Source organism: Pseudoglutamicibacter albus (genome assembly GCF_022346425.1).
GTDB classification, from domain to species: domain Bacteria; phylum Actinomycetota; class Actinomycetes; order Actinomycetales; family Micrococcaceae; genus Pseudoglutamicibacter; species Pseudoglutamicibacter albus.
In genome coordinates, this window is the sequence record NZ_JAKRCW010000001.1 from 237,480 (window position 1) to 259,457 (window position 21,978).

General features: G+C 59.2%; 16 protein-coding genes and 1 pseudogene. 9 read left to right on the plus strand and 8 right to left on the minus strand.

All coding sequences use genetic code 11. The annotated features are described in order from the left end of the window. Positions 1-659: 659 nt before the first annotated feature. The gene (locus tag MHJ63_RS00980) at positions 660-1,424 is read left to right on the plus strand and encodes an IS6-like element IS6100 family transposase (protein ID WP_001389365.1); all 765 of its coding nucleotides are present in this window, start codon (positions 660-662) and stop codon (positions 1,422-1,424) included. 101 nt (positions 1,425-1,525) lie between these two features. Here MHJ63_RS00980 and MHJ63_RS10090 read toward each other — a convergent pair. From MHJ63_RS10090 to MHJ63_RS00990, 3 genes and pseudogenes are all read right to left on the minus strand, one after another. Beyond that, positions 1,526-1,696: pseudogene (locus MHJ63_RS10090) on the minus strand (SDR family NAD(P)-dependent oxidoreductase); the annotation flags it as partial. 41 nt (positions 1,697-1,737) lie between these two features. Continuing rightward, entirely contained in the window at positions 1,738-2,802 is a 1,065-nt protein-coding gene (locus MHJ63_RS00985) for a cyclase family protein (RefSeq protein ID WP_239445898.1), read from the minus strand. A 298-nt stretch (positions 2,803-3,100) separates the two neighbouring features. After that, on the minus strand, positions 3,101-4,609 hold the full coding sequence (locus tag MHJ63_RS00990) for a short-chain fatty acid transporter (protein WP_239445899.1): 1,509 nt from the start codon (positions 4,607-4,609) through the stop codon (positions 3,101-3,103). A 728-nt stretch (positions 4,610-5,337) separates the two neighbouring features. On the opposite strand from MHJ63_RS00990, the gene MHJ63_RS00995 reads away from it, so the two are divergent. The 3 genes from MHJ63_RS00995 to MHJ63_RS01005 all read left to right on the plus strand — a co-directional run bounded on the left by MHJ63_RS00995 (position 5,338) and on the right by MHJ63_RS01005 (position 7,904). After that, the gene (locus MHJ63_RS00995) at positions 5,338-5,937 is read left to right on the plus strand and encodes a Panacea domain-containing protein (protein ID WP_239445900.1); all 600 of its coding nucleotides are present in this window, start codon (positions 5,338-5,340) and stop codon (positions 5,935-5,937) included. Between the two features lie 44 nt (positions 5,938-5,981). Continuing rightward, positions 5,982-6,320 carry a type II toxin-antitoxin system PemK/MazF family toxin gene (locus MHJ63_RS01000; RefSeq protein WP_239445901.1) on the plus strand — a complete coding sequence of 113 codons (339 nt, stop codon included), beginning with the start codon at positions 5,982-5,984 and terminating at the stop codon, positions 6,318-6,320. Between the two features lie 1,353 nt (positions 6,321-7,673). Beyond that, positions 7,674-7,904, plus strand: coding sequence for an amphi-Trp domain-containing protein (locus MHJ63_RS01005; RefSeq protein WP_239445902.1), 231 nt, complete (start codon positions 7,674-7,676; stop codon positions 7,902-7,904). A gap of 130 nt (positions 7,905-8,034) precedes the next feature. Here the strand turns inward: MHJ63_RS01005 and MHJ63_RS01010 are convergent, their stop codons facing one another. From MHJ63_RS01010 to MHJ63_RS01025, 3 genes are all read right to left on the minus strand, one after another. Further along, positions 8,035-8,601 (minus strand): NADPH-dependent FMN reductase, encoded by a 567-nt coding sequence (locus MHJ63_RS01010; RefSeq protein WP_239445903.1) that lies wholly within the window; start codon positions 8,599-8,601, stop codon positions 8,035-8,037. Positions 8,602-9,255: 654 nt separating this feature from the next. Further along, positions 9,256-11,925 carry a YhgE/Pip domain-containing protein gene (locus MHJ63_RS01020; protein ID WP_070508065.1) on the minus strand — a complete coding sequence of 890 codons (2,670 nt, stop codon included), beginning with the start codon at positions 11,923-11,925 and terminating at the stop codon, positions 9,256-9,258. Positions 11,926-11,943: 18 nt separating this feature from the next. After that, a complete protein-coding gene (locus tag MHJ63_RS01025) occupies positions 11,944-12,750 on the minus strand; it encodes a TetR/AcrR family transcriptional regulator (RefSeq protein ID WP_239445904.1) in 807 nt (268 codons plus the stop codon). A 356-nt stretch (positions 12,751-13,106) separates the two neighbouring features. On the opposite strand from MHJ63_RS01025, the gene MHJ63_RS01030 reads away from it, so the two are divergent. Beyond that, complete coding sequence (locus MHJ63_RS01030) at positions 13,107-14,123, plus strand: DUF808 domain-containing protein (RefSeq protein WP_239445905.1); 1,017 nt, start codon at positions 13,107-13,109, stop codon at positions 14,121-14,123. Positions 14,124-14,380: 257 nt separating this feature from the next. Here the strand turns inward: MHJ63_RS01030 and MHJ63_RS01035 are convergent, their stop codons facing one another. Both MHJ63_RS01035 and MHJ63_RS10000 read right to left on the minus strand, forming a co-directional pair. Continuing rightward, entirely contained in the window at positions 14,381-15,238 is an 858-nt protein-coding gene (locus MHJ63_RS01035) for a cytochrome c biogenesis CcdA family protein (RefSeq protein ID WP_239445907.1), read from the minus strand. A gap of 96 nt (positions 15,239-15,334) precedes the next feature. Beyond that, complete coding sequence (locus MHJ63_RS10000; protein ID WP_239445908.1) at positions 15,335-16,222, minus strand: DsbA family protein; 888 nt, start codon at positions 16,220-16,222, stop codon at positions 15,335-15,337. 194 nt (positions 16,223-16,416) lie between these two features. On the opposite strand from MHJ63_RS10000, the gene MHJ63_RS01045 reads away from it, so the two are divergent. From MHJ63_RS01045 to MHJ63_RS01060, 4 genes are all read left to right on the plus strand, one after another. Then, positions 16,417-18,144 carry a BCCT family transporter gene (locus tag MHJ63_RS01045; RefSeq protein ID WP_070491831.1) on the plus strand — a complete coding sequence of 576 codons (1,728 nt, stop codon included), beginning with the start codon at positions 16,417-16,419 and terminating at the stop codon, positions 18,142-18,144. Positions 18,145-18,556: 412 nt separating this feature from the next. Continuing rightward, a complete protein-coding gene (locus tag MHJ63_RS01050) occupies positions 18,557-20,089 on the plus strand; it encodes an ABC transporter substrate-binding protein (protein ID WP_239445909.1) in 1,533 nt (510 codons plus the stop codon). Positions 20,090-20,120: 31 nt separating this feature from the next. After that, positions 20,121-21,074, plus strand: a complete 954-nt coding sequence (locus MHJ63_RS01055; RefSeq protein ID WP_239445910.1) for an ABC transporter permease — start codon at positions 20,121-20,123, stop codon at positions 21,072-21,074. Continuing rightward, a complete protein-coding gene (locus MHJ63_RS01060; protein WP_198020661.1) occupies positions 21,071-21,886 on the plus strand; it encodes an ABC transporter permease in 816 nt (271 codons plus the stop codon). The genes MHJ63_RS01055 and MHJ63_RS01060 overlap by 4 nt, the downstream gene beginning before the upstream one ends. Positions 21,887-21,978: the final 92 nt, after the last annotated feature.

The following is a 21,978-nucleotide window of genomic DNA, read 5'->3' on the forward strand; positions in this document are numbered from 1 at the left end:
GAGACGGCGCCACCGGGAAACTCGGCATCATCGACCAAGGACAGGTCAGCTGGGAGCCTGATAGACCCATCGAAATGTGCGTGCCGATCGCGGAGAAGGGCCGGGCGCATCGGATCGAGCCATAGCACCATGAGTCTTCACGGAAGTGCGTCGACGGAGACTTGGTTGTGAACCGGGCCAAGGGAGAGCTGGAGGCCCTCTCCGAGTGGCTTGCCGATGACATGAGCTGGACGCTCATCGAGAAATCCACACACAGCGGCCCCAGTGCAGCCCGAGAGGTGCGCCCGCCGTTCTCCCGAGCGGGTGGAGGTCATTTCTGTCGTCACCCACGGACGACGCGCTTCCTGCGACGGCTACCTCGAGGCTGGAGGAATGCGCGTCCGTTTCAGCCATGCGTTCCGCTTCGTCAGCACCCCCAAGACCTCGATGATCGCAGAACTGCGACGCTACTGCATCGAGACGCAGGTTGACTGAGGCCTGTGCGGACAGCACGAACGACCCTTGAGCCCGTAATCTGGGAACCGCAGAAACTACCCGATCGAAACGCAACTACTTTGCCGACCCTACGGGGTTGGCTCGCGGTCGTCGTCCTTGGCCGGGCTCTGTTGCAAAAATCGTGAAGCTTGAGCATGCTTGGCGGAGATTGGACGGACGGAACGATGACGGATTTCAAGTGGCGCCATTTCCAGGGTGATGTGATCCTGTGGGCGGTGCGCTGGTATTGTCGCTATCCGATCAGCTATCGCGACCTTGAGGAAATGCTGGCGGAACGCGGCATTTCGGTCGACCATACGACGATCTATCGCTGGGTCCAGTGCTACGCCCCGGAGATGGAGAAGCGGCTGCGCTGGTTCTGGCGGCGTGGCTTTGATCCGAGCTGGCGCCTGGATGAAACCTACGTCAAGGTGCGGGGCAAGTGGACCTACCTGTACCGGGCAGTCGACAAGCGGGGCGACACGATCGATTTCTACCTGTCGCCGACCCGCAGCGCCAAGGCAGCGAAGCGGTTCCTGGGCAAGGCCCTGCGAGGCCTGAAGCACTGGGAAAAGCCTGCCACGCTCAATACCGACAAAGCGCCGAGCTATGGTGCAGCGATCACCGAATTGAAGCGCGAAGGAAAGCTGGACCGGGAGACGGCCCACCGGCAGGTGAAGTATCTCAATAACGTGATCGAGGCCGATCACGGAAAGCTCAAGATACTGATCAAGCCGGTGCGCGGTTTCAAATCGATCCCCACGGCCTATGCCACGATCAAGGGATTCGAAGTCATGCGAGCCCTGCGCAAAGGACAGGCTCGCCCCTGGTGCCTGCAGCCCGGCATCAGGGGCGAGGTGCGCCTTGTGGAGAGAGCTTTTGGCATTGGGCCCTCGGCGCTGACGGAGGCCATGGGCATGCTCAACCACCATTTCGCAGCAGCCGCCTGATCGGCGCAGAGCGACAGCCTACCTCTGACTGCCGCCAATCTTTGCAACAGAGCCTTATTGACCAAGCGGGTGATCGGGCCGTCGGCAAGCGCCTGCTCCAAAGCGGCGCGAGTGGATTCCGGGTCGGAAAGATCGCAATGGATAGCGTCGTCTCCGGCACGATCCAGGATGACTGTTTCGTAGCCAGCATCGTGGCATTTCTTCGCGATCGCGGCACCAATACCGTTGGCCCCGCCAGTAATCAGGACACGTTCAGGGGTAGCAGTGGACATCAGCAAACCTTCTCAAATAGGGGAGTGGAAGTGTGTGGAAGCTAGATCGTGGCGATCGGGTTGAGCGGAGAACCTGCCGCGCCTGGAAGGTGAAGCGGCGGGGCGGTGAGCAGGAACGCGCTCCGGCCAGCCTCACGCAAGGCGTGGGCGAGATCTTGGGTGTACCAAAGCTCACCGAGCGGAACCCCGAGCTTGAAAAGGCAATGCTCGTGGAGTGGAAGGATCGCGGCAGGGCCCTCAACCGGCAACGCTGGATACAACTCAACCGCAGTGTTATCCGCAGCGATCGCCGCGATGCCCACATCAGTGATCCACTGCAGCAACCGCTGATCCCGCCCATCGAGCCCAGCACCCAGCGATTCGAGCTTCTGCGAGTCAGGCTTGCCGCCCATCGCCATCAGTTCCGTCGCGAACCCGGTGTGGACCACCATGATGTCGCCCGGGCGGATATCCAGCTGGTCTTCGTTGATGATCTGCTGCAGGTCGTCGAAACCGACCGGCTTCCGGTCGCGGCCCAGGTGCTTCTCCAGGTCCACCAGAACCGCGCGTCCCTGGATAGGGTGCTGCGCCACCGAATGGATGCCGAGCGGCCCGAAATCGGCCGTCGATGTGGACGGATCAGTGACGCTGCAGTCTTCCGGACGCTCCGGAGAGTGGACGTCAGTTCCGGCCCGGTAGCCGTTGTAATAGACGGGTTCCGGGACGCCGTCACCGTCTGCATCGAACATAGACCCCGCGTGAGCCAGGGAATCCCACTGAGTTGAGTACTGGTTGTGCAGGACCACGAGGTCATCGTTGAGCACGTCGGTTGCGCCCTCATGCACCTGGCTGATTTGGCAATTCGCGTTGACCAAACCGTTGCGCAGATTAGGCCGGTGTACCGGCGGCAAACGGTTCGGGTTCAACACGGTGCCGCCAGGCAGGGTGAGCGGAAGGCTCAGCGAAAAGGTGCGGTGGTCCCGGACTTCGGCGAAGCCCTCCCGGACCTTCTCAGGGGTGAGCAGATTCAGCCGTCCGAGCACATCGTCAGACCCGAAGTCACCCCAGGTGGAGCCTTCAGGCTTCGACACCCAGCGGTTGTTTTCTGTGTAGCGGTGCGTAGCCATAGAACCTCCATTTATATGCGTCTGCTTCAAGTTCTAAGCGATTTATGCAAGAACTGTCTAATCGTTTGTGCATATGAATCTTGATTAAAAATCTATGACGCTTAGGGTTGGGTGCCTCATGCCTGTTTAACCGCGAAATCACGCCGTTCTTCGGCGAGCGCAGGGGAGAGGATTGGTGGGTGAAAGGGCGCGGAGTTGACGTTATCCACGTCACGAAAGCGAAATAAAAGCGGGGGTTGTCGCGACGCATCGCGACAACCCCCGCTTCGGTTAGCTCAGCCAGCCTCAGACTGGCGGGTTAGGTGAGGAGGAAACCCCACACCAGAACGGAAATCGTGTAGATGATTCCGAGCACCACGAGGATCAGCACCAGGTAGCCCATCACATCGCGCAGCTTCAGCCCAGAGATAGCGAGAGCAGGCAGGATCCAGAACGGCTGGATCATGTTGGTCCACTGGTCACCAATCTGAACCGCCATCGCCGTGGCCGCCTGGTCCGCGCCCAGCGCGGTGGCTGCTTCCGCCATCACCGGCCCCTGAACAGCGAACTGGCCGCCACCAGAAGGCATGAACAGATTCAGGAAACCAGCGGAAATGAACGACCAGAACGGCAGCGACTTCGCGGTAGCGAACGCACCGAACGCATCGGCGAAAGCGACCGCCAAACCAGACGCACTCAAGATAGCCATGATGCCCGCATAGAACGGGTACTGGATGACGAGGCCAGAAATGATCTTGATGCCGTCATTCACGGCGTTAAGGAATGCCGATGGGCGCGCGAACAACAGGATCGCGAGGAACAGCAGCAAAATGTTGACCATGTCCAGGTTCAGGTCGCCGCCACTGAGGAAGTAGCGGGCCACGTACACCATCGCGATCAACCCGAAACCAATGCCAATAACCCGGGAATCATTCAACCGGCTAGCAATAGTCGGGCTCTCAACCTGCGTGCGCTTCGTCGAAACCGTTCCGAAAGCAGCCCTATTAATCTCACGGACCTTCGCCGGGTCCGTAGGGTGCAACAGCATGTTGAACAGCGGCAAAATAACGAGCGTTGCCAACGTCGTCAGCAACAATTGCGGGGTGAAAATCGTTTCCGACAACGGGATCACACCCACTTGTTTCTCCATAAAGCTGCCTGGCGTAGCCAACAGCAGCGGGACTGGAGCCGAAATCCCAAAACCAAATACAGCAAAACCTGAATAGCCCGCGGCAATAGCGAGCGGATAATGCAAGCCCTTAACGTTCATCGCGAGCTTTTGCGCAACAATGCCGCCCATCACCAGGCCGAAGCCCCAATTCAGCCAAGAACCAACACCAGCAACCACAGTTGCGGTGGCGATAGCGACGCGCGGCGAATAAATCTTAGAAGCCAAGCTGTCCAGGAAGCGGTCCACCGGTGGTGTCTTCGCGAGCACATAACCCGACAACAGCACCAAAGTCATCTGCATTGAGAAGGCCAACAGGTCCCATAAACCTGCGCCCCAGTAATCGACAACCTTGAGTGGGTTAGTGCCCCGAACTATGACCGCTAAAGCCATCGTCGTGACTGTTAGAAATATTGCTATGACGAACGGATCGGGTAGATATCGATCCATCAGATTCGAGAAGAATTGCACCGCCGCTTCAAGCGGCCCTCGTTTCTTCTTACGGGTCTGTAATTGGCTGGTCTTTAGTTGTGTGGATTCTGTCTGCGTTTGTGTTTCTGTTTGTGCGGATTGTGTCTGCGTTGTCTGCAAGCCATCTTCGTCTGGTTCTGCTTGATTTTGACGCTTCCGCTTGAGGGTTAGAACCCCGTTTTTCATCATTCCCCCTAAGGGCTCGTTGAGTGTTCGTTTTACACACTTTCAACGCCGCGCGGCATCGCGTTAACGCCCGGCGAAGAGGACCCCTTTCCGTAGCTGCAAACTGGTATGCCGCGGACGTTGAGAAAGAGCGTATGCGCTACGTGAGGATGGAATGACGAACATGACGAAATGCAACGCGCCCCGGTCTGCTTGCGCAACGCCGCTACGCGGAACGTCCATTATCGGAGGGCCTGTTCGGAGATATCTGTCCGCGGAACGTCACCCATTGTTTCCCTGCGAGTGTTTCAATGGGTTCATGAGCGAGAAACTTTTTGAACACGAATCTGAAGAGTCCATGAGCCGTGAACAGGCCGCCGCCCGCCTGCGCGACCTCGCCGATGCGCTTGATGAGATTCTCGCCGTGGGTAAATGTTAGGCGCATCTTTAGTTAGTGCGTCCCTCCTAAGGCAGTCGGGAACACATCGATCGAGACCGCCCCGACGTGGGAGTCGTTCTTGAACGAGCACGCCTACTCTCACTGGAGAAGCGCTCTGCCCCTCATCGCCACCCAGACGAGTGCTCTGGTATATCCTCGTAGTCGGCGAGGGGCTCGGCAGCGCTGAAGGCGGGCACGCAGCACCCGACCGATTCTATAAACGTGGGTAACGGTTATTCGCCTATTAACGTGGTGATCCGAGGGGCAGTCTAATTCGGTGTTAGGCTTTAAGTATGCAGGGGAGGTGAAGTCGATGGACTACTTGTGGCAGTTTATTTCTTGGACTACCAGACGTGAGGCTGATGAGGCGCTTGCCCCCTCTATTACGAATATGAAGGCGCAGAAGTTGGCCTATCTCGCGGAAAGTCTCTACGGACACTTGGAGTCTCGCGACCTTTCTGCAGGGGCGTTCCAGGCGTGGGAGCATGGTCCGGCCCAGCCAGAACTGTACCGGGCTATTAAATCTCGTGTTGGTGATAATCCTGCCGCTCCGTTGCCGCCTTTCTCGGGGGGTAATGCCCTTTCGAAGGATATTGAGGAAATCTACGAGGGGGTATGGGACAATTTCGGCGGAATGACTGCCAACCAGTTAAGAAACTTCACGCACACGTACGGCCCCTACGACCGTCATTATCGCCGCGATGTTCGAGACATCGACATTCCAAAGGACGAGATTCACGAAGCTTGGCCCGAGTTTATTAACGGCCTGCACATTTTCGAACGCTCGCCTGAAATGCGACGTCGGGTTGTGGCGCTCGCAAAGTTGCCCAGGACGGTTGCTTCCTCGCCAATGAGTGGGATCCATGGTGAAATAGTTCACGACGTCCTCGTGGGACCCTGTGTCGAGTCGTGAGTTTCTCGTTTCCGCTGGTTATCCGCCAAGGATGCCTTTATTACGTGAAAGATGAGAAAATTACCTTCATCTCCGAGGGTAAACGAACTCGGCACGCTACTCGTCGTCCGGTTCTAGTCGTCTCCCGTGACAACGTGAATGATGAAGACTCTTATGAGGCAGTTTTTGTATGCCCAATTTCTAGTGGAGGCAACTCATCGGACTTTGACGTTAAAATTGCGGCTTTTGAAGGTGGGCAGCGAAAAAAGAGCTGGGTGAGAGTCGAACACCTTCAGCGCTTGCTTAAGAACGACTTGGAAGCATGTCTGTCGCAGGACGGGATTTCAGCTGCCGCTTTGGAGAATGTTCTTGCTAACATCGCAGAAATGTTTTTTCCCCGATGAGCCCTCCGTGAGGAGGTATCTGGCGCCCTCTTCTCGAGCGGCCCGCGCTACTCCTGCATGCTAGGGGCGAGGTAAAGGGAATATCGACTACCTCCTATCGGTCTGGTCTTTTGTAGTGGGGGACTTGCTTGTGACTTCGGCACGATATTGAGTTTGCAGTGGGTGCGACGACTAGGTGAGGCTGGTTTCTGTGATCATCTCCACTGTGGCAGCGGGTCATAATTTGTTCAGTTCGTTTGAGTGTCGCTAGTGATATGTAGTATTTTGTTCTAGCTAACCCGGTGCCGATGGGCAAGTATTGAGTAGATAGTCGCGTGATGGAACGTGATGGAATCTTAAATCGGTATCCTGGTCTTGACATCTGTGCGCCGCTGGGGTCTACGGTTCCACTGTTCGGTGAGGTTGCCAGACCACGCTTTGTCCAGATCGGTTTGATGTTGCGATAAACGCCAAGAACTCGTGGCGACTCCCTCCAAAGAGGGGCAATCTGAGGTATTTTTGGTACCGTCGAGTTGACGAACCCACATAGGCTAGTGCCCAGGTGGGTGCATTACCGGGTTGTTGAATGACCGCCTGAAATGTCGCCAAGATATAGCCCATTGAATTTAGGATTTTCTCTTGGAGAGGTTCTTTATAAGGTGCGTGCGGTAACGCTGACAGGGTGCTTCAGACAATACTTCAGATATCGCGAAGTAACGCGAGCAGAAAAGTTAGAATTGATGCAACAAGAGAGGTAAAACTGCAGCATCAAGCGCACTGCCTGTTCGCTGAAGTTGCCGTGGTCTGGATAATAAAAATGGCCTTATGCAGAGCAACAACGCTTATCCGTTAAGGATTGGCGAACAGCTTTTTACGATGATGATGCCCGCAACATTCATCAGATTTGGTTGGAACCTGATGAGGTTTATGGTGCTCGGCAGATCACTGTAGAACATGCTGAGCGCTACTGCACTTCGGATAACAGGAAGCCGTTGCTAAGTGAATGCGCTTAATCGGGATAGAAGTGGTTCCGCGCGGCACCTTATCCCCCTGCTAACTGCCCAATCTACGCACAGGTTGCCTTATCCAAACCTGCTCAAGCACATATCCGAAACCGCTGGGCTGATCTGGATGTGGATGTTGGACTTTACCTATCTGCCCACCGGCGAACCCTGGTTGCACTTGAACACAGTCGACGAGAACCATTCCCACAGGGTCTGAGATCGGGCGATGAACAGCGTTCGCGGTGCACGCTTTGGTCGTAGTCCCTGGAGAAGGAACAAGTAATACGCGATTATGTTGCAGGGCCTGTTCGGGAAGTATCTGTCCGCGTAACGTCACCTTGCGTTTCCCTGCGAGTGCTTGAATGGGTTCATGAGCGAGAAACTGTTTGAACACGAATCCGAAGAGTCCATGAGCCGCGAGCAAGCAGCCGCCCGCCTGCGCGACCTCGCCGACGCGCTCGAACGCCAAAACAAGGTACGCGTCCAGTCCGGCGAAACCGACGTCATCGTAGACATGCCGGACCACGTCGGCTACGAATACGAAATCGAAGTCAAACAAGGCGGAAAGTCGGAGATCGAAGTCAAGATCTTCTGGAAGTAGGGCAGGCGGGGCGGACGCCTGAGAAACAACAGAGCCGCCTTAATACAACGATGCCGCCGTGCACTGAACATGCCAGTGCACGGTGGCATCACGCTTTTAGTTGCGGTCGCAGTCGCAACCGAAATAGCGGCTACGAACGCAGCGTGCGCATCGCGCCTTCAACTCGCTGCAGCTCTTCAAGCATCGTCTTCGCGGCGGCTACGTGATCCTCGGTGGCGATGAACTTGCCGTCCTCGAGGTACTTGCCGAAACCATGCAACGCGACCTGCTCCGTGAGCGGGAACAGCTTGAGCGTGGACGTGATCGGCTTCAACGTCTGCACCGCACGCATACCGCCCGAAGCGCCGCCGTAGCTCACAAAACCGAGCGGCTTGTAATGCCACTCAACCCACAGATAATCCAGGGCGTTCTTGATCGCGGCCGGGAAACCGAAGTTGTATTCCGGCATCACAAACACAAAAGCGTCCGAACCGTCCACGAGCTCCGACCACTTCTTAGTGTGCTCATGCTGGTAATCACGCAGGCGCGGATGCTTCGGCTCGTCCATCATCGGCAAGTTGATCTCGCCGAGGTCAGCAACCTGAACCTCAAACCCATCAAACTCGCGCGCGACCTTCTCAAACCACCGCCCGATCGGCAACGCCTTACGGCCAGGTCGGGTACTAGCAATCACGATGGTCAACGTCGGCTTAGCCACGAAAATTCCTCCCACAAAAGTTCAACAAAAGAATCAGCCCCAGAACATCCTAAAGGGGGCCTCCCACGCCGATGAGGTGAGTGCGGCGGGGAGCTGCGGCAAATGTCCGGGGCTAATTCCCGGTCATGGACCGGCCATCGATGAGAAGTGAGGAAAACGAGTGGCGACACTAGAAGCCTGGACTGGTAGAATTACATACAGCTCATCTGCCATGTGTAGACGGAGTATCTGGGCCGTCCGTTTCCGGGCGGCTCTCGCCTTTCACGCTTAAGTTTGCCCCATCGTAGGCCGGCTAGCCCGAGGAGCTCGGGTGGCATAACACCCGCGGTGCCGGGCCCGAATAGCTTCGGCGCGGGCTATGGTTTTCGTAAACACTCCACTCGTGGGATCGAAACCTACCTTCGCGACAAGGTCCCCACCATGTGCCGATGCGTCACCTGCAAAACCTGCGGCAAACCAACCTGGGCCGGCTGCGGCCAACACATCGAACAAGCGCTCGCCGGCGTCCCCAAATCACAACGCTGCCAAGGCCACGCCAGAGAACCAGCTAGCGGCGGCATCGCACGCTTCTTCAGCAAACTGTTCGGTCGCAACGAATAACAGCGCCGGCAAACACCGAGGTGCCGGCCAACACCGAGCCGCCGCTAACGCGGCCTACGCGTCGACGTCGGCTTCCGCCTCAGCCTTTGCTTTCGCCTCGGCTTCGGCTTTCGCTTGGGCGGCTTGCGCTTTCTTCTTCTCGCGCACCTTCCGCTTCGCCTTCTTCCGTGCCAACCGCAGCTTCTGCCGCTCGATCGCCCGAGCGCGCCGCTCAGCGGCCTCCGCCTTGATCTCGGCGTGCTCTTCCTTCATTCCCTCAATCGCAGAGGACTTACCGCCGCCCGGCAGGCCCGGCGCAAGGGTGGCCCAGTCACGCACAACCTCAACGCGGGTCACCAGGAAGCACGCGAGCACCAGCATCAGGAACCCGGCGATCAGCCACCCCATCAGGATGCTCGCCGCCACGGACGTACTGAGGATCACGCCGCCACCAATCAGGGAACGGAACGCCTCAACCGTGTACGTCATCGGCAAGTGCGGGTGAATATCGCGCAGAATCCCCGGCATCGTCTGCCACGGATACGTGCCGCCGGCGGAGGCGATCTGCAACACAACCAGGATCAACGAAAGGAACCGCCCCGGTGCCCCCAGCAGGCTCACAAGGCCCTGGTTCACCGCGAGGAACGCGAGCGAACCCAACGTCACCAGCCCCCACAACAGGAACGGGTGCGCCACCTCAAGACCGAAAATGAACTGCACGATGATGGTGATGATCGCCGCTTGAACGATCGCCATGATCGCCGCCCGGCTATAGGAGGCGAAGGCCATCTGAATGAACGAATACCACTTGCCGCGGTACTTACGCACCAAACGCTCAGGGATCGGCGCGAGCAGCATGAAGAACGCGATACCGCCAATCCACAACGCAAGCGACATGAAGTAAGGGCTCAAACCCGTACCGTTATTCGCCATCTGGTTGATGCGCTCCAGCTCGCCGGTCACGGGTGCTGAGTTCACCTCGGACAGCTTCTTCTTCTCATCCTTAGTGAACGCCGGAACCTTATCCGCACCGTCCTTCAAAGCATCGGTGAGCTCGCCGGAGCCATCCACAAGATCACCCAAGCCGCTGTTGAGCCGGTTGGATCCATCGTGGGCTTTCTGCGCGCCATCATCGAGCTTGCCGGCGCCCGCTTGCAACTGGTTCGTGCCATCCCACAGCTTGTTAGCGCCATTCGATAGCTGCCCGGCACCCGCATTCAGTTTGCCGATACCAGCCACCAACTCAGGTGCCTGCTGAGCCAACTGATGCGTGCCTTCCTTGAGCTGCTGAGCACCCTTGGCGAGCTCAGGGGACTTAGCCGCCAACTGGCCCAAACCATCCGAGAGCTTAGTCGCCCCCGTATTCAACTGGCTCGTTGCGGTGTTCAGCTCATTCGCGCCGCTCTTGATAGCGGCGTTACCGGCACGCAACTTCTGCAACAGGTCCCCCGGAACCAGTGGCTTCGAGCCACCAGACAAGCCCGCGCTCTGAGCGGCTTGCCGCACCGAATTGATACCCGCGCGAATATCAGCGGTGTCCTTTTGCGCTGTCGCAAGACGCTGTGCGAACTGAGGGTTCTCCTTCAGAAACTGCTGGAACTCCGGGGAGCCATTCAGATCCGTGAGGAAACCTTCAATCCGCTGTGCGGCCGGGTCCAGGTTGATCGTGACGTCCGGGGTCAGCGCCTCGAAATCTTTCTGAGCCTTCTCCAAGGCACCCAGCAGCTGATCATTCGCGCCAGTCAGGGTCTGCGCACCCTGATTCAGTTGAGTGATCTTGCTGTTGAGCTCACCCGTGCCTGAGCTCAACTGCTTCGAGCCCGCCGACAACTTCTGAATCGCATCGTTAGCATCACCGGCACCCTTGGCAAGCTTGCCGGCACCTGTATCCAGTGCCTTCGCCGCACCAGGCAGTGATGCCGTCTTGGAGCTCAACTCACCCAAGCCACCGGCGAGCTCGCTCGCGCCGCTCGAGAGCCTGCCCGCACCAGAGTTCAGCTCGCCCGAGGCACCACGCAAACTACGCGTACCATCGGCCAGCTGCAACAGCCCCGAGCTCAACTCGCCTGAGGCATCGTGCGCTGTGGAGGCACCATCGGTGACCTTACCGGAACCATCCGCGGCCTCATTGAGAGAACCGTTGATGTCCGTGAGGCTCACATACACGTTCTCCAGGTATTCCTTAGCGAACTGGGAACGCAGCTCCGTGGTCAGCTTGTTCTCAACCGAGGAAGCGATCTGACCCATGATGTAGTTAGTCGAATCGTTGGTCTGGATCGTGATGTGCGCCGAGGCTGCATCCTCAATCGAGGCTTCCTTCTGAGAAGCCTTCGCCGCATGCGCCAGATGATCCGTGAACCCCTCCGGGATGGTCAACACCGCGAGCGCCCGACCATGATCCAACGCGTTCTTCGCCTCCGCCGCGGTGGCGGTGTCCCAGTTCAGGTTCTTGTCCGAATCACTCTCCATCAGCTTCTTAGTGAGCTCATCACCCACATTGATGGTCTTGCCCTTGACCTCCGCGGCGGAATCCTCATTCACGATCAACGCCGGAATATGGTTGAGGTTGCCTGTCGGATCCAAGTTGGAGAGGATCAGCATCGTCGCATAAATCAACGGGATACAGCCCACCGCAACCAAAGACACCGCGAGCCGGCCGTACTTCTTCAGGAAACCCTTGAAGCCGCCCGGCTGCGGTGATTCTTCCGACGGATGCTGTTGCTGTGACGGTGTGTTTGAAGCCATAAGTGTGAGCTCTTAAATCTAGGAAGTCTGAATGCTGGTAGCGTGCCCGGGCCGGTGTTGAGGCCATAGCACTCGTTGTGCGAGGTTTTGCAGGGTTGTGGCTAGCCGTTCCACGGTCTCGTCGCGGGTTCCGGTGAGCCAGCCGATCGCCGCGCCAGCGACCCCGTCGGAGACGAACTGCAGCTGTTGCGCCAAGCTTGGCTCGTTGGAATCAGTGTGGTGTTCCTCAAGCGGGGCGGGAGTCGCGAACGGGTTGTTCCCCGCGTCCAGCCCCTCCTCGTACGCGAGCGCATTCCACAGTTGCCGCGCCAACGCGTGAGTGATCGCCTGCACCACCCGATAACTACTTGGCCCCTGGGTGACGTTGAGGAAGAAATCCCTATCTTCTTGCAGATGGTTCAGCAGGTTGCGGATCGCGTCCGCACTACGCCTAGTGCTTCCGTCTCTGTTGCTACCGGCGACGGGCCCGTCCTGCTCCCAAGCAGTGAACAGCAGCTGCTCGAGGTTGTGGACGGCGGCCGCCACGGTGAGCCCGGTCAGGTCACCGAAATGCTGATACAGCGTGGGCCGCGACGTGTGTGCTTCACGTGCAACCATGGACGCAGTGATCTTATCGATGGGTTGCTCCCGCAACAGCTCGGTCATCGCGGTGATCAGGGTGTCACGCGAACGCATGATGCGCGGGTCAACACCATCCGATGCCTTAGCGTCGATCGCGTCAGTCTGTTCGCTCTGCGCGGCCTGTGGCGCTGTCTGTTGCGCGGTCTGTTGCGCGGTCTGTTCACTGTGCACGGCTTGTGCACACTGCACGGCGTTGATCGTCACGAGCCCCTCCACCAATCTCGTTGTCAATAACCTTATGTAGAGAATCGTTCGTACAGAACCACTTGTACTCAACCACGGTATATCTTACATCTGTAAAAGAGCCTACATGTGTGGGTTTGTCCAAAGCAACGGGTGTGAGACGCATCGCACTGTGCACAAGTTCAGCCGGGCCGTGCAGAAGTTCAGCCGGGCCGTGCAGAAGTTCACTCGGGTCCGTGCGGTGCCGCATCGTTATCCAGCAGAGTGCAGTGCCGCGTGGGTAGCCAGCCTTGCTGGTGCAATAGTCTTGATCTCATCATTAGCTTTCGCGGTTGCTGCGTTCGCGGCATCCGCTGATCAGCCCCAAGGAGAATGCCATGGCCGGTGGGCTTGCCGCTTTGCTTGACGATATTGCCGCGATAGCGCGCGCCGCTGCCGCATCGTTGGATGATGTTGCCGCCGCAACCGGCAAGGCAACCGCGAAGGCCGCCGGCGTCGTCGTGGACGATGCCGCCGTGACTCCGCGCTATGTCCAGGGGATCACGCCGCAGCGCGAACTGCCGGTGGTGTGGAAGATCGCGCGCGGCTCCATCATCAATAAGCTTGTGATCATCCTGCCGCTCATCATGCTGATGAGCGAGTTCACGCCCTGGCTGTTGACCCCGCTACTCATGGTGGGTGGGCTCTTCCTGTGTTTTGAGGGCGCGGAGAAAATATGGGAAGTCATCCGGGGGCATTCGGAGGCGGAAAAACCGCCGGCGTCCTTCCAGGGTGCCGCGGAGGAGAAGCAGATCGTGCGGGGGGCGGTGCGCACTGACCTGATCTTGTCCGCTGAGATCATGGTGATCTCGCTGTCCGCGGTGGATGGAATGGGTTTCTGGATGCGCCTCATCTCGCTGATCGTGGTGGCGCTGGTCATCACGGTGGGCGTGTATGGCGTGGTCGCGTTGATCGTGAAAATGGACGATGTTGGCCTTGCTCTGGCCCGGAAGCCCGCGACCGAGAAGCTTGGGACCGGCATCGTCAAAGCGATGCCGGTGGTCATGAAGGTGCTTTCGGTTGTGGGTGTGGTCGCGATGCTGTGGGTCGGTGGGCACATCTTGTTAGTCGGGATGCATGACCTCGGTTTCCACCCCATCTATGAGTGGGTGCACCACGCTGAAACCGCGGTCGCCGCAGCAACCGGTGGTGCGGGCGCTATGCTCGGTTGGCTCACCAATACTTTCTTCTCCGCAGTGCTCGGTTTGGTTCTAGGGTCCGTTGTGGTCGCGGTAGTCGCCGGCGTTCATGCTGCGATGTCCGGCAAAGGTGGGAAGGCTGCGGCGGCTGGCGAGGCGGGTGCGCCTAGCGAGGGAGGCGCAACTGGTGAAAATGACACAGGTGTCATGGGCTGATGTGCAGTCCCTAAGCGATGCGTAACGATGCAATAACGTTTCCTTCAAGCAGTGGATAAAGGTTGCTCGTTCGCATAGATTGGTTCACAGGTGGCGCACAGATGTTCGGCTGTGAGGCTGCCGCTGACCTAGGCGGATGCGCCTTGGAGGTAAACAGCCCCGAAGCGGCGAATGACCCGCCGCGCCGGGGCTGTTTCGCATTTAAACAGTTGATGCATTGGGCCAGCTGACGCATGGGGCCGCGAGCCCCGCGTCGCTTACTGCTCGCCCCGCGCTTTCCCGCGGGCTTGCTCGCGGTTGCGTTCGCGTTGGAACCACCACCGCAGCAGCAACAAGGCGACTGTGATGATGAGGATGATGTCGATCCACACATCGGACAGCGCGGCGGCCTTGGTTTGAAGCCACATCTGTGTCTCCAGCGGGACCAGCTGCGGGGCGGTCACCAGCCCGTTCGTAGTCCAGAACAAGACACCCACCGCGATCATCAAAACACCCGTGATCAAAGCAATCACATGGAACTCACGCCCGGCAACCGTGAACGTCCGGCCCCGCAACACGCCACGGCCACGCGCACCCAACCGTTGCCACAACAGTGCAATCACAAACAGTGGAACCACCATGCCCGCGCCGTACACGGCCATCATGAACCCGGACATCCACGCACTACCCGAGGTCGCCGCAAGCGTTAGGACCGAACCCAAAATCGGGCCTGCGCACGCCCCAGCCAGCCCCGAGGTCAACCCCAGCAGCAGGCTCTTGATGAGTCCCGTGGCCATTGACGTCCGCTCATGCACCGCATCAGATCCTGGGATCCAACGCGCAACATCGAACCCCAACCCGAAAATCTGCAGCACACCCAAAGCAATCAGCACGATGGCCGCCACAATGATCATCGGCGTGCGGTACGCATTGAACAGTTGCGCCAGCGCACCCACACCAAGCCCCAGCGGGACCAGCACCGCGACCATGCCCACAAAAAACACGAGCGAATGCACCACCAGCCGCGCCCCAGAACCCGCGACCGTCCCGAAATACGCTGGCAGCAACAACGCCGAACACGGGCTCAACAACGCCAGAGTCCCGCCAATGAACGCGGCAACTACGCCAATATCCATGCGACCCCTATGCCCTCACACTCAACGAACCTCACACTCAGCGAACCTCACAGCGAGCAAACCTTCACGGCCGGCAGGCCTTCGCAGCCGGCCGGGCTACTCAGACTCCTGCTGCTTCAGCTGCTCCTCGATTTTCAACTGCTCCTCGATGAACGCCTCAAACTGTTCCGTCGGCTGCGCGCCGCTCACGGGGCGGGTTCCAACAATGAACATCGGGGTTGAGGTCACACCAAGTTGTGCGGCACGCTGCTGATGCTGTGCCACCAGCTCCGCGATCTGCTTCGACCCCAAGTCAGCCTTGAACTTCTTAACGTCAAGCCCCAGATCCTCAGCGATCTCCACCATTTTCTCTTCTGGGAAGCTCTTCATCGGCTCCCCACCCGGATACAGCGCCTTCTGGAACTCGAGGAACTTACCTTGCTCGCCAGCGGCAGCCGCGGCACGCGCCGCCTTAACCGACTCCTCGCCGAATACGTTCGCCTCACGGAATTCAATACGCAGCTTGCCCGGCTCAACATATTTCTCCATCAGAACCGGTAACGTCTTAGTGGTCCACAACGCGCAGAAACCGCACTGGAAGTCCGAATACATGATCATCTGCACCGGCGCATCCGGCTCACCCACTGCCAACGTGTCCTCAGGGTTGCGTTCCGGCAGCGACTTGATCAGCTCCAGCTGAGCCTCCTCCTCGCTGCTGCGCTCGCCCTGCTGCTTGCGCTGCTCATCGACCGCCGCGTCTTCCGCCGCATAATCCGGAGCGCCGCTACCGCTGTTGCCGTTCGCGCCGCCGGAACCTCCGCGCAGGACCACCACCAACACCACAGCGATAATCGCCGCCACAATCACGATGCCGGGGAACAGATACGTACGCCACGCCGGCGCACTGTTAGTGGCAGCGGCAGGGGTGCTTCCGGCAGCGTTCTCGCTAGATTCCTGAGCGGCTTCCTGATGAGCTTCCGATGGGGTAGGGGGCTGATGCGACACGCGGGCTCCTTATGGGCTCCGTAAATGAGGTAGAGGCGTGGCCTATTTTTCCACGTACGCAGAAAGGTGCAACTATTAGCCGGTAAAGCCTGAGTCGATTAAGCACGCACGATAAAGCCTCCGCATGACCAAGTTGATGCCCTAGCGTCACTGTAATCACGCGAGTGTCATAATCCATCTGCCATAATGCCTCTATGGCAAAAACAGCAACAACTGATACTGAAGCGCACGTACGCCCAGGTCAGGCATCACTCGTCAAATGGGTTTTCTGGCCCACTGCTGTGATCGTGGTCGGCTTGTCGGTCATCACCATGATCAAGCCAAAGCTCATGGAAGTAGCGTTCCAATCCATCACATCGTGGATTACATCCAACTTCGGTTGGTGGTACGTGCTCCTAGCTTTCGTTTTCGTGGTGTTCTGCGTGGCGTTGGGGTTGTCCAAGAAGGGCGACATCAAACTAGGTAGGCCGGGCGATGAACCTGAGTTCTCGCTCATGTCCTGGTTCGCACTCCTCTTCGCAGCAGGTATGGGTATCGGCCTCGTCTTCTTCGGCGTCACCGAACCGATGTCCCACTTCGTTGAACCACGCCCAGGCGAAGACGTCTCCGGCGTCATCAGCGACTCCACCGAACACGGCGGGGAAGTAGCAACCACCACCGCGAACCGAGCGCAATCCGCGATGGCAACCACGTTCCTTCACTGGGGCTTCCAGCCGTGGGCCATCTACGTCATCGTGGGCCTCTCGCTCGCGCTAGCGATCCACCGCCGCGGCCGCCCACTGTCCGTACGTTGGGGTCTGGAGCCGCTCTTCGGCGAAAAGCGCGTCAAGGGTGCGTTCGGTAACGTCATCGACGTCATCGCACTCGTCGGTACCGTCTTCGGTGTCTCCACTTCCCTCGGTTTGGGTGTCAACCAGATCACCGCAGGTATGGCCCACATGGGGTGGGTCGATGAATCCAACCCGTGGATCAAATACGTCCTGATCGCCGTGGTCACCGCCTGCGTCCTCTGGTCCGTACTCACCGGTGTTTCCAAGGGCATGAAATGGCTGTCGAACACCAACCTTGTGCTCGCCGGCGGGCTGCTTCTGTTCTTGCTGATTGTCGGGCCAACCCAGTTCCTGCTCAAAGAGTTCGTCCAGTCCATCGGCTACTACCTGCAGAACTACCTCGGCCTCTCCATGAACACCTCCGCCTTCCAGGGCGACTCCGGTGAAGCATGGCAGGCCGGCTGGTCCACGTTCTACTGGGGCTGGTGGATCGCCTGGTCACCATTCGTGGGTGTCTTCATCGCACGCATCTCCCGCGGCCGCACCGTCCGCGAGTTCATCCTCGGCGTCATGGGTGTCCCAGCGACCATCACCTTCCTGTGGTTTGCGATCCTGGGCGGTAATGCGATCTACCGCGAAATTCACAAGACCCCAGGCTACGAATCGATCATCGGCCCAGACGGGGCCGTCGATTCGAACGCGGCACTGTTCCAGATGCTCGCGCAAATCCCAGGCTCCGCAATGTTGATTGTGGGCGCAATGTTGCTCTCCGCGATCTTCTTCATCACCTCCTCGGACTCCGGTTCGCTCGTGATGTCGATGCTCGCAACCGGCGGCGACACCGAACCGCGTTCCTGGATCCGTGCGTTCTTCGCAGTCGCAACCTCCGTGCTCGCAGCAGCCCTGCTGATGGCGGGCGGACTCGAAGCGCTCCAGGCCGCCTCGATCTCCGTGGCGCTACCGTTCTCGTTCGTCATGGTGCTACTAGCGATCGCTACCTGGAAATACCTCGGCGATAACGTGCGGCGCAACGAGAAACTGCGGCGTGAAGCGTTCATCGAAGAAATCGGTGAGGCATACGGCCTCGAAAGCGAAGAAACCGGATCCGTCACCAAGAAATCAGATACGTGGTGGCGCGGCCTACGGAAATAGCTACAACACAGCACTAGCTTCATAACAGTTCCGATGAAGCTGTATCTACAGTTCACATCAACAGCCCGCGTGGGGAAGGCCTGGCCTTCCCCACGCAGGCTTTAAACGGCCACGTAAAAACACAGCCAACAGCAGGCTATGAACCGCTTTCCGGTAGGCTATTGTGCACTTGAATGCCCCGCGCATCGTAATGTTCCGCTCAGCACAATGCTTGCTCTGCATTGAGCGCAAGCATCCCGTGAACGCGCGCTCGCGCCAATAGGCACAACACCGGCGCCCGCGCCCGCCGCGTCACGGACCACACTGAAAGGCCACAGCCATCAGACGCCCCGCACTGCTCCAGCGAGTCAAAGACGCCCGAGCCCAGCAACACAAGCAAGCTCAGCAGCACAACCGAGCCCGGCACACCCGGGTGCACGCCCGCACCCAGACCGGCCGCCGTATCGGCGTGCTCGCGCGCATCACTGCCGTCATCGCTGCAGCAACGCTCACGCTCACCGCGTGCGGCGCCGGCGGCAGCAAGAGCGAGGGCGGGAATAAGGACGCGGTCACCGTCGGCCTCACAGCCGCACCAGCGAACCTCGACTTCACCACCACATCGGGCGCTGCCATCCCGCAAGCGCTCATGACCAACGTGTATGAAGGGCTCGTGACCGTCAACCAAGAAGGCGAACTGGAACCACTGCTCGCCGAATCCTGGGACATCTCCAAAGACCGCACCGAATACACGTTCCACTTGCGCGAAGGCGTGAGGTTCTCCAACGGCACGGAATTCAACGCCGAAACCGCCAAGTTCTCGATCGAACGCGTCAAAAGCAAAGCGTGGAAGAACGGCCTCAAAGCCGGCATGGACGTCGTTAAAAAAGTTGAGGCCATCGACAAGAAAACCCTCAAAGTAACCCTCAAGCAGCCGTCCCAAGCATGGCTGTGGGACATGGCCACCCTCATCGGTGCGCAATTCGCGCCCGACGCGGTCGACAAACTCGCAACCGAACCCGTGGGCACCGGCCCGTTCACCGTCACCAAATGGGACAACGGCCGCACCCTGACCCTCGAAGCACGCGATGACTATTGGGGTGAGAAACCGGCATCCAAGAAAATCACGCTCCGCTATTTCGCAGACGCAACCACGGCAGCCAACGCACTCAAAACCGGCTCCGTGGACGCGATCCCGGCCTTCCAAGCCCCGGAACTCATTCCAAGCTACGAAAAGAACCCCAAATTCACGGTTCAACGCGGCACCACAACCGGCAAAGTCATGCTCGCGATGAACAACAAGAAACCGCCCTTCAACAAGCTGGCCGCACGCAAAGCGATCATGTACGGCATCGACCGTAAAGCCGTCATCGAATCCGCGTGGGGCGGCTACGGCGACCTGCTCGGCGCACCCGTGGTCCCAACCGACCCGTACTTCGAAGACCTCAGCGGCGAATACCCCTACGATCCAGATAAAGCCGCCAAACTCGTCGAGGAAGCCGGCATCAAGGGTGAAACTGTGACCATCGCAACGCCATCGCTGCCGTATGCGACCGCCGCCGCGCAGGTCATCGTCTCTGACCTGAAAAAGATCGGCCTCAACGCCAAAATCGAACAGCAAGAGTTCCCGGCCGTGTGGCTCGATAAGACCTACACCAAAGGCAACTACACGCTCTCAGTGATCGCCCACGTCGAACCTAAAGACCTGTTGAACCTGGTTCGCGGGGACTACTACTTCGGCTACGACGATTCCCGCATCGCGGAGTTGCGCGCCTCAGCGGACGCCGGCGACGATAAAGAATACGTGCGCGACATGAAGAAGCTCGTGCGCAGAGCCTTCGTCGAAGACGCCGCCGCCAACACGCTCTTCCTCATGGCCGGCATCACCGTCATGGCTGAAGACATCGAAGGCATGCCAAAGAACACGCCGACCACCGCACTCGATCTCACCAAGGTCCGCCACCGCTAATGCGCAAGCCAGACATGTGTGAGGGCCAGCGTTGATTCGTAGCCTCGGCCAGCTAGCGTTGCGGATGATCACAACGCTGCTCGTAGCCTCCATGATCCTCTTCGTCTTGTTGAGGGTCATGCCAGGCGACCCCGCGCAGGTCGCGCTCGGAATGCAGGCCTCACCGGAGGCCGTCGCGGCGCTGCGCGCCGAGTACGGGCTCGACCGGCCGCTGGCTGTCCAATACCTCGACTGGATCGCTTCCTTCCTCACCGGCAACGCCGGAGAATCCGCGATCACCGGCCAAAACATGACCCCCATCATCGCCGACCGCTTCGGTGTCACAATGTGGCTCGTGGTCCCTTCGGTGGCACTCAGCCTGCTCGTGGCCGTGTTGCTCGGCGTGTGGTCGGCCCGCCGCGCCGGAAAGTTCGATGCGGTTCTCATCTCGCTCATGACCCAGGGCTTCATGGCGGTGCCCGCGTTCCTCGCGGGCCTGCTGCTCGTGATGCTGTTCTCGGTCAGTCTCGGCTGGCTGCCGGCCTCCGGCTGGGTGGCCCCCAACGAAGGCTTCGGCACGTTCCTGTCCCACCTCGTGTTGCCGGTCATCGCGCTCTCGCTTGTGCAGACCGCGGTCCTGACCCGCTACGTGCGCACCTCGATGGCCACCGTGTTGCGCAAAGACTACATCCGCTCCGCCCGCGCCCGTGGGCTGAGTAAATCCGCGGCCATTCGCCGCCACGGCCTACGCAACGCAGCCATCCCGGTGCTGACGGTAGCGGGACTGCAACTTGCAGCGGCCGTTGTTGGCGCCGTCGTGATCGAGCGGGTCTTCGACATCCCCGGCCTCGGTGCGCAACTGATCACCAGCGTTGAACACCGCGATATGGTGACCATCCAAGCCATCGTGATGCTGCTGGTGACCGTGACCGTGGTGATCAACGCGCTCGTCGATGCGCTCTTAGTGGCCGTGGATCCGCGGCTTCGCGTCAAGGCGGTGGCATGATGCGCAGACTCCCCGTGACACTGTGGGCCGGTAGCGTCCTGATTGCGATGGTCGTGTTGCTTGCGCTGTGGTCCTGGCTCATCGGTGCCCCATACGACCCGGTCGCCGCAGACGCGAGCGCGCGGCTGCAAGGCTCCAGCCCCGAACACCTCATGGGTACTGACCGTTTTGGACGCGACGTGTTCTCGATCATCCTGGGCGGGGCGCAAGTCGCTTTGTCTGTGGGTGTGGTCGCGGCGTTGATTGCGTTGCTGGTCGGAACCCCGCTCGGGATGTGGGCGGCGATCCGCCGCGGCTGGGTCCAGGGGGCGGTGACTCGCTCATCCGATGTGATCCAGGCGTTCCCGTCGCTACTGTTGGCGATCGTGTTCTCGGCTGTTTTCGGGGCCTCCCCGATGGTGGCCGCAGTGGCGATCGGCATTGGCGCGATTCCGGGATTCGTGAGGATGGTGCGCGCCGTCACCGCGCGTATTCTGCGAGAGGAATACATTACTGCTGCGCGTTCGGCGGGCAGGAACTGGTTCAGCATCGCGTGGCGGCACGTGCTCCCCAACCTTGCAGGACTACTGCTGGTTGAGATCGCGGTGACCTTCTCCATCGCGATCCTCGCTGAATCCGCACTCAGCTACCTCGGGCTCGGCACGCCTGCCCCCGAACCGTCCTGGGGCCGCATGCTGTACGAACACCAAGTGTTCATCGAAGTAGCGCCCATGACACTCGTGTGGCCGGGGCTCGCGATCGCGATCAGCGTGCTCGGCCTCAACCTGTTCTCCGAAGGTCTACGCGACGCGCTACATAGCCGCCGCTCCTGATTTTGTTAACCGCATGTTTCCCGTATTTCCTCATGTGTGTGCCTATTTATAGAAAACTAGGCAATGAAAACTCCGTGGTCTAAACTTCAACT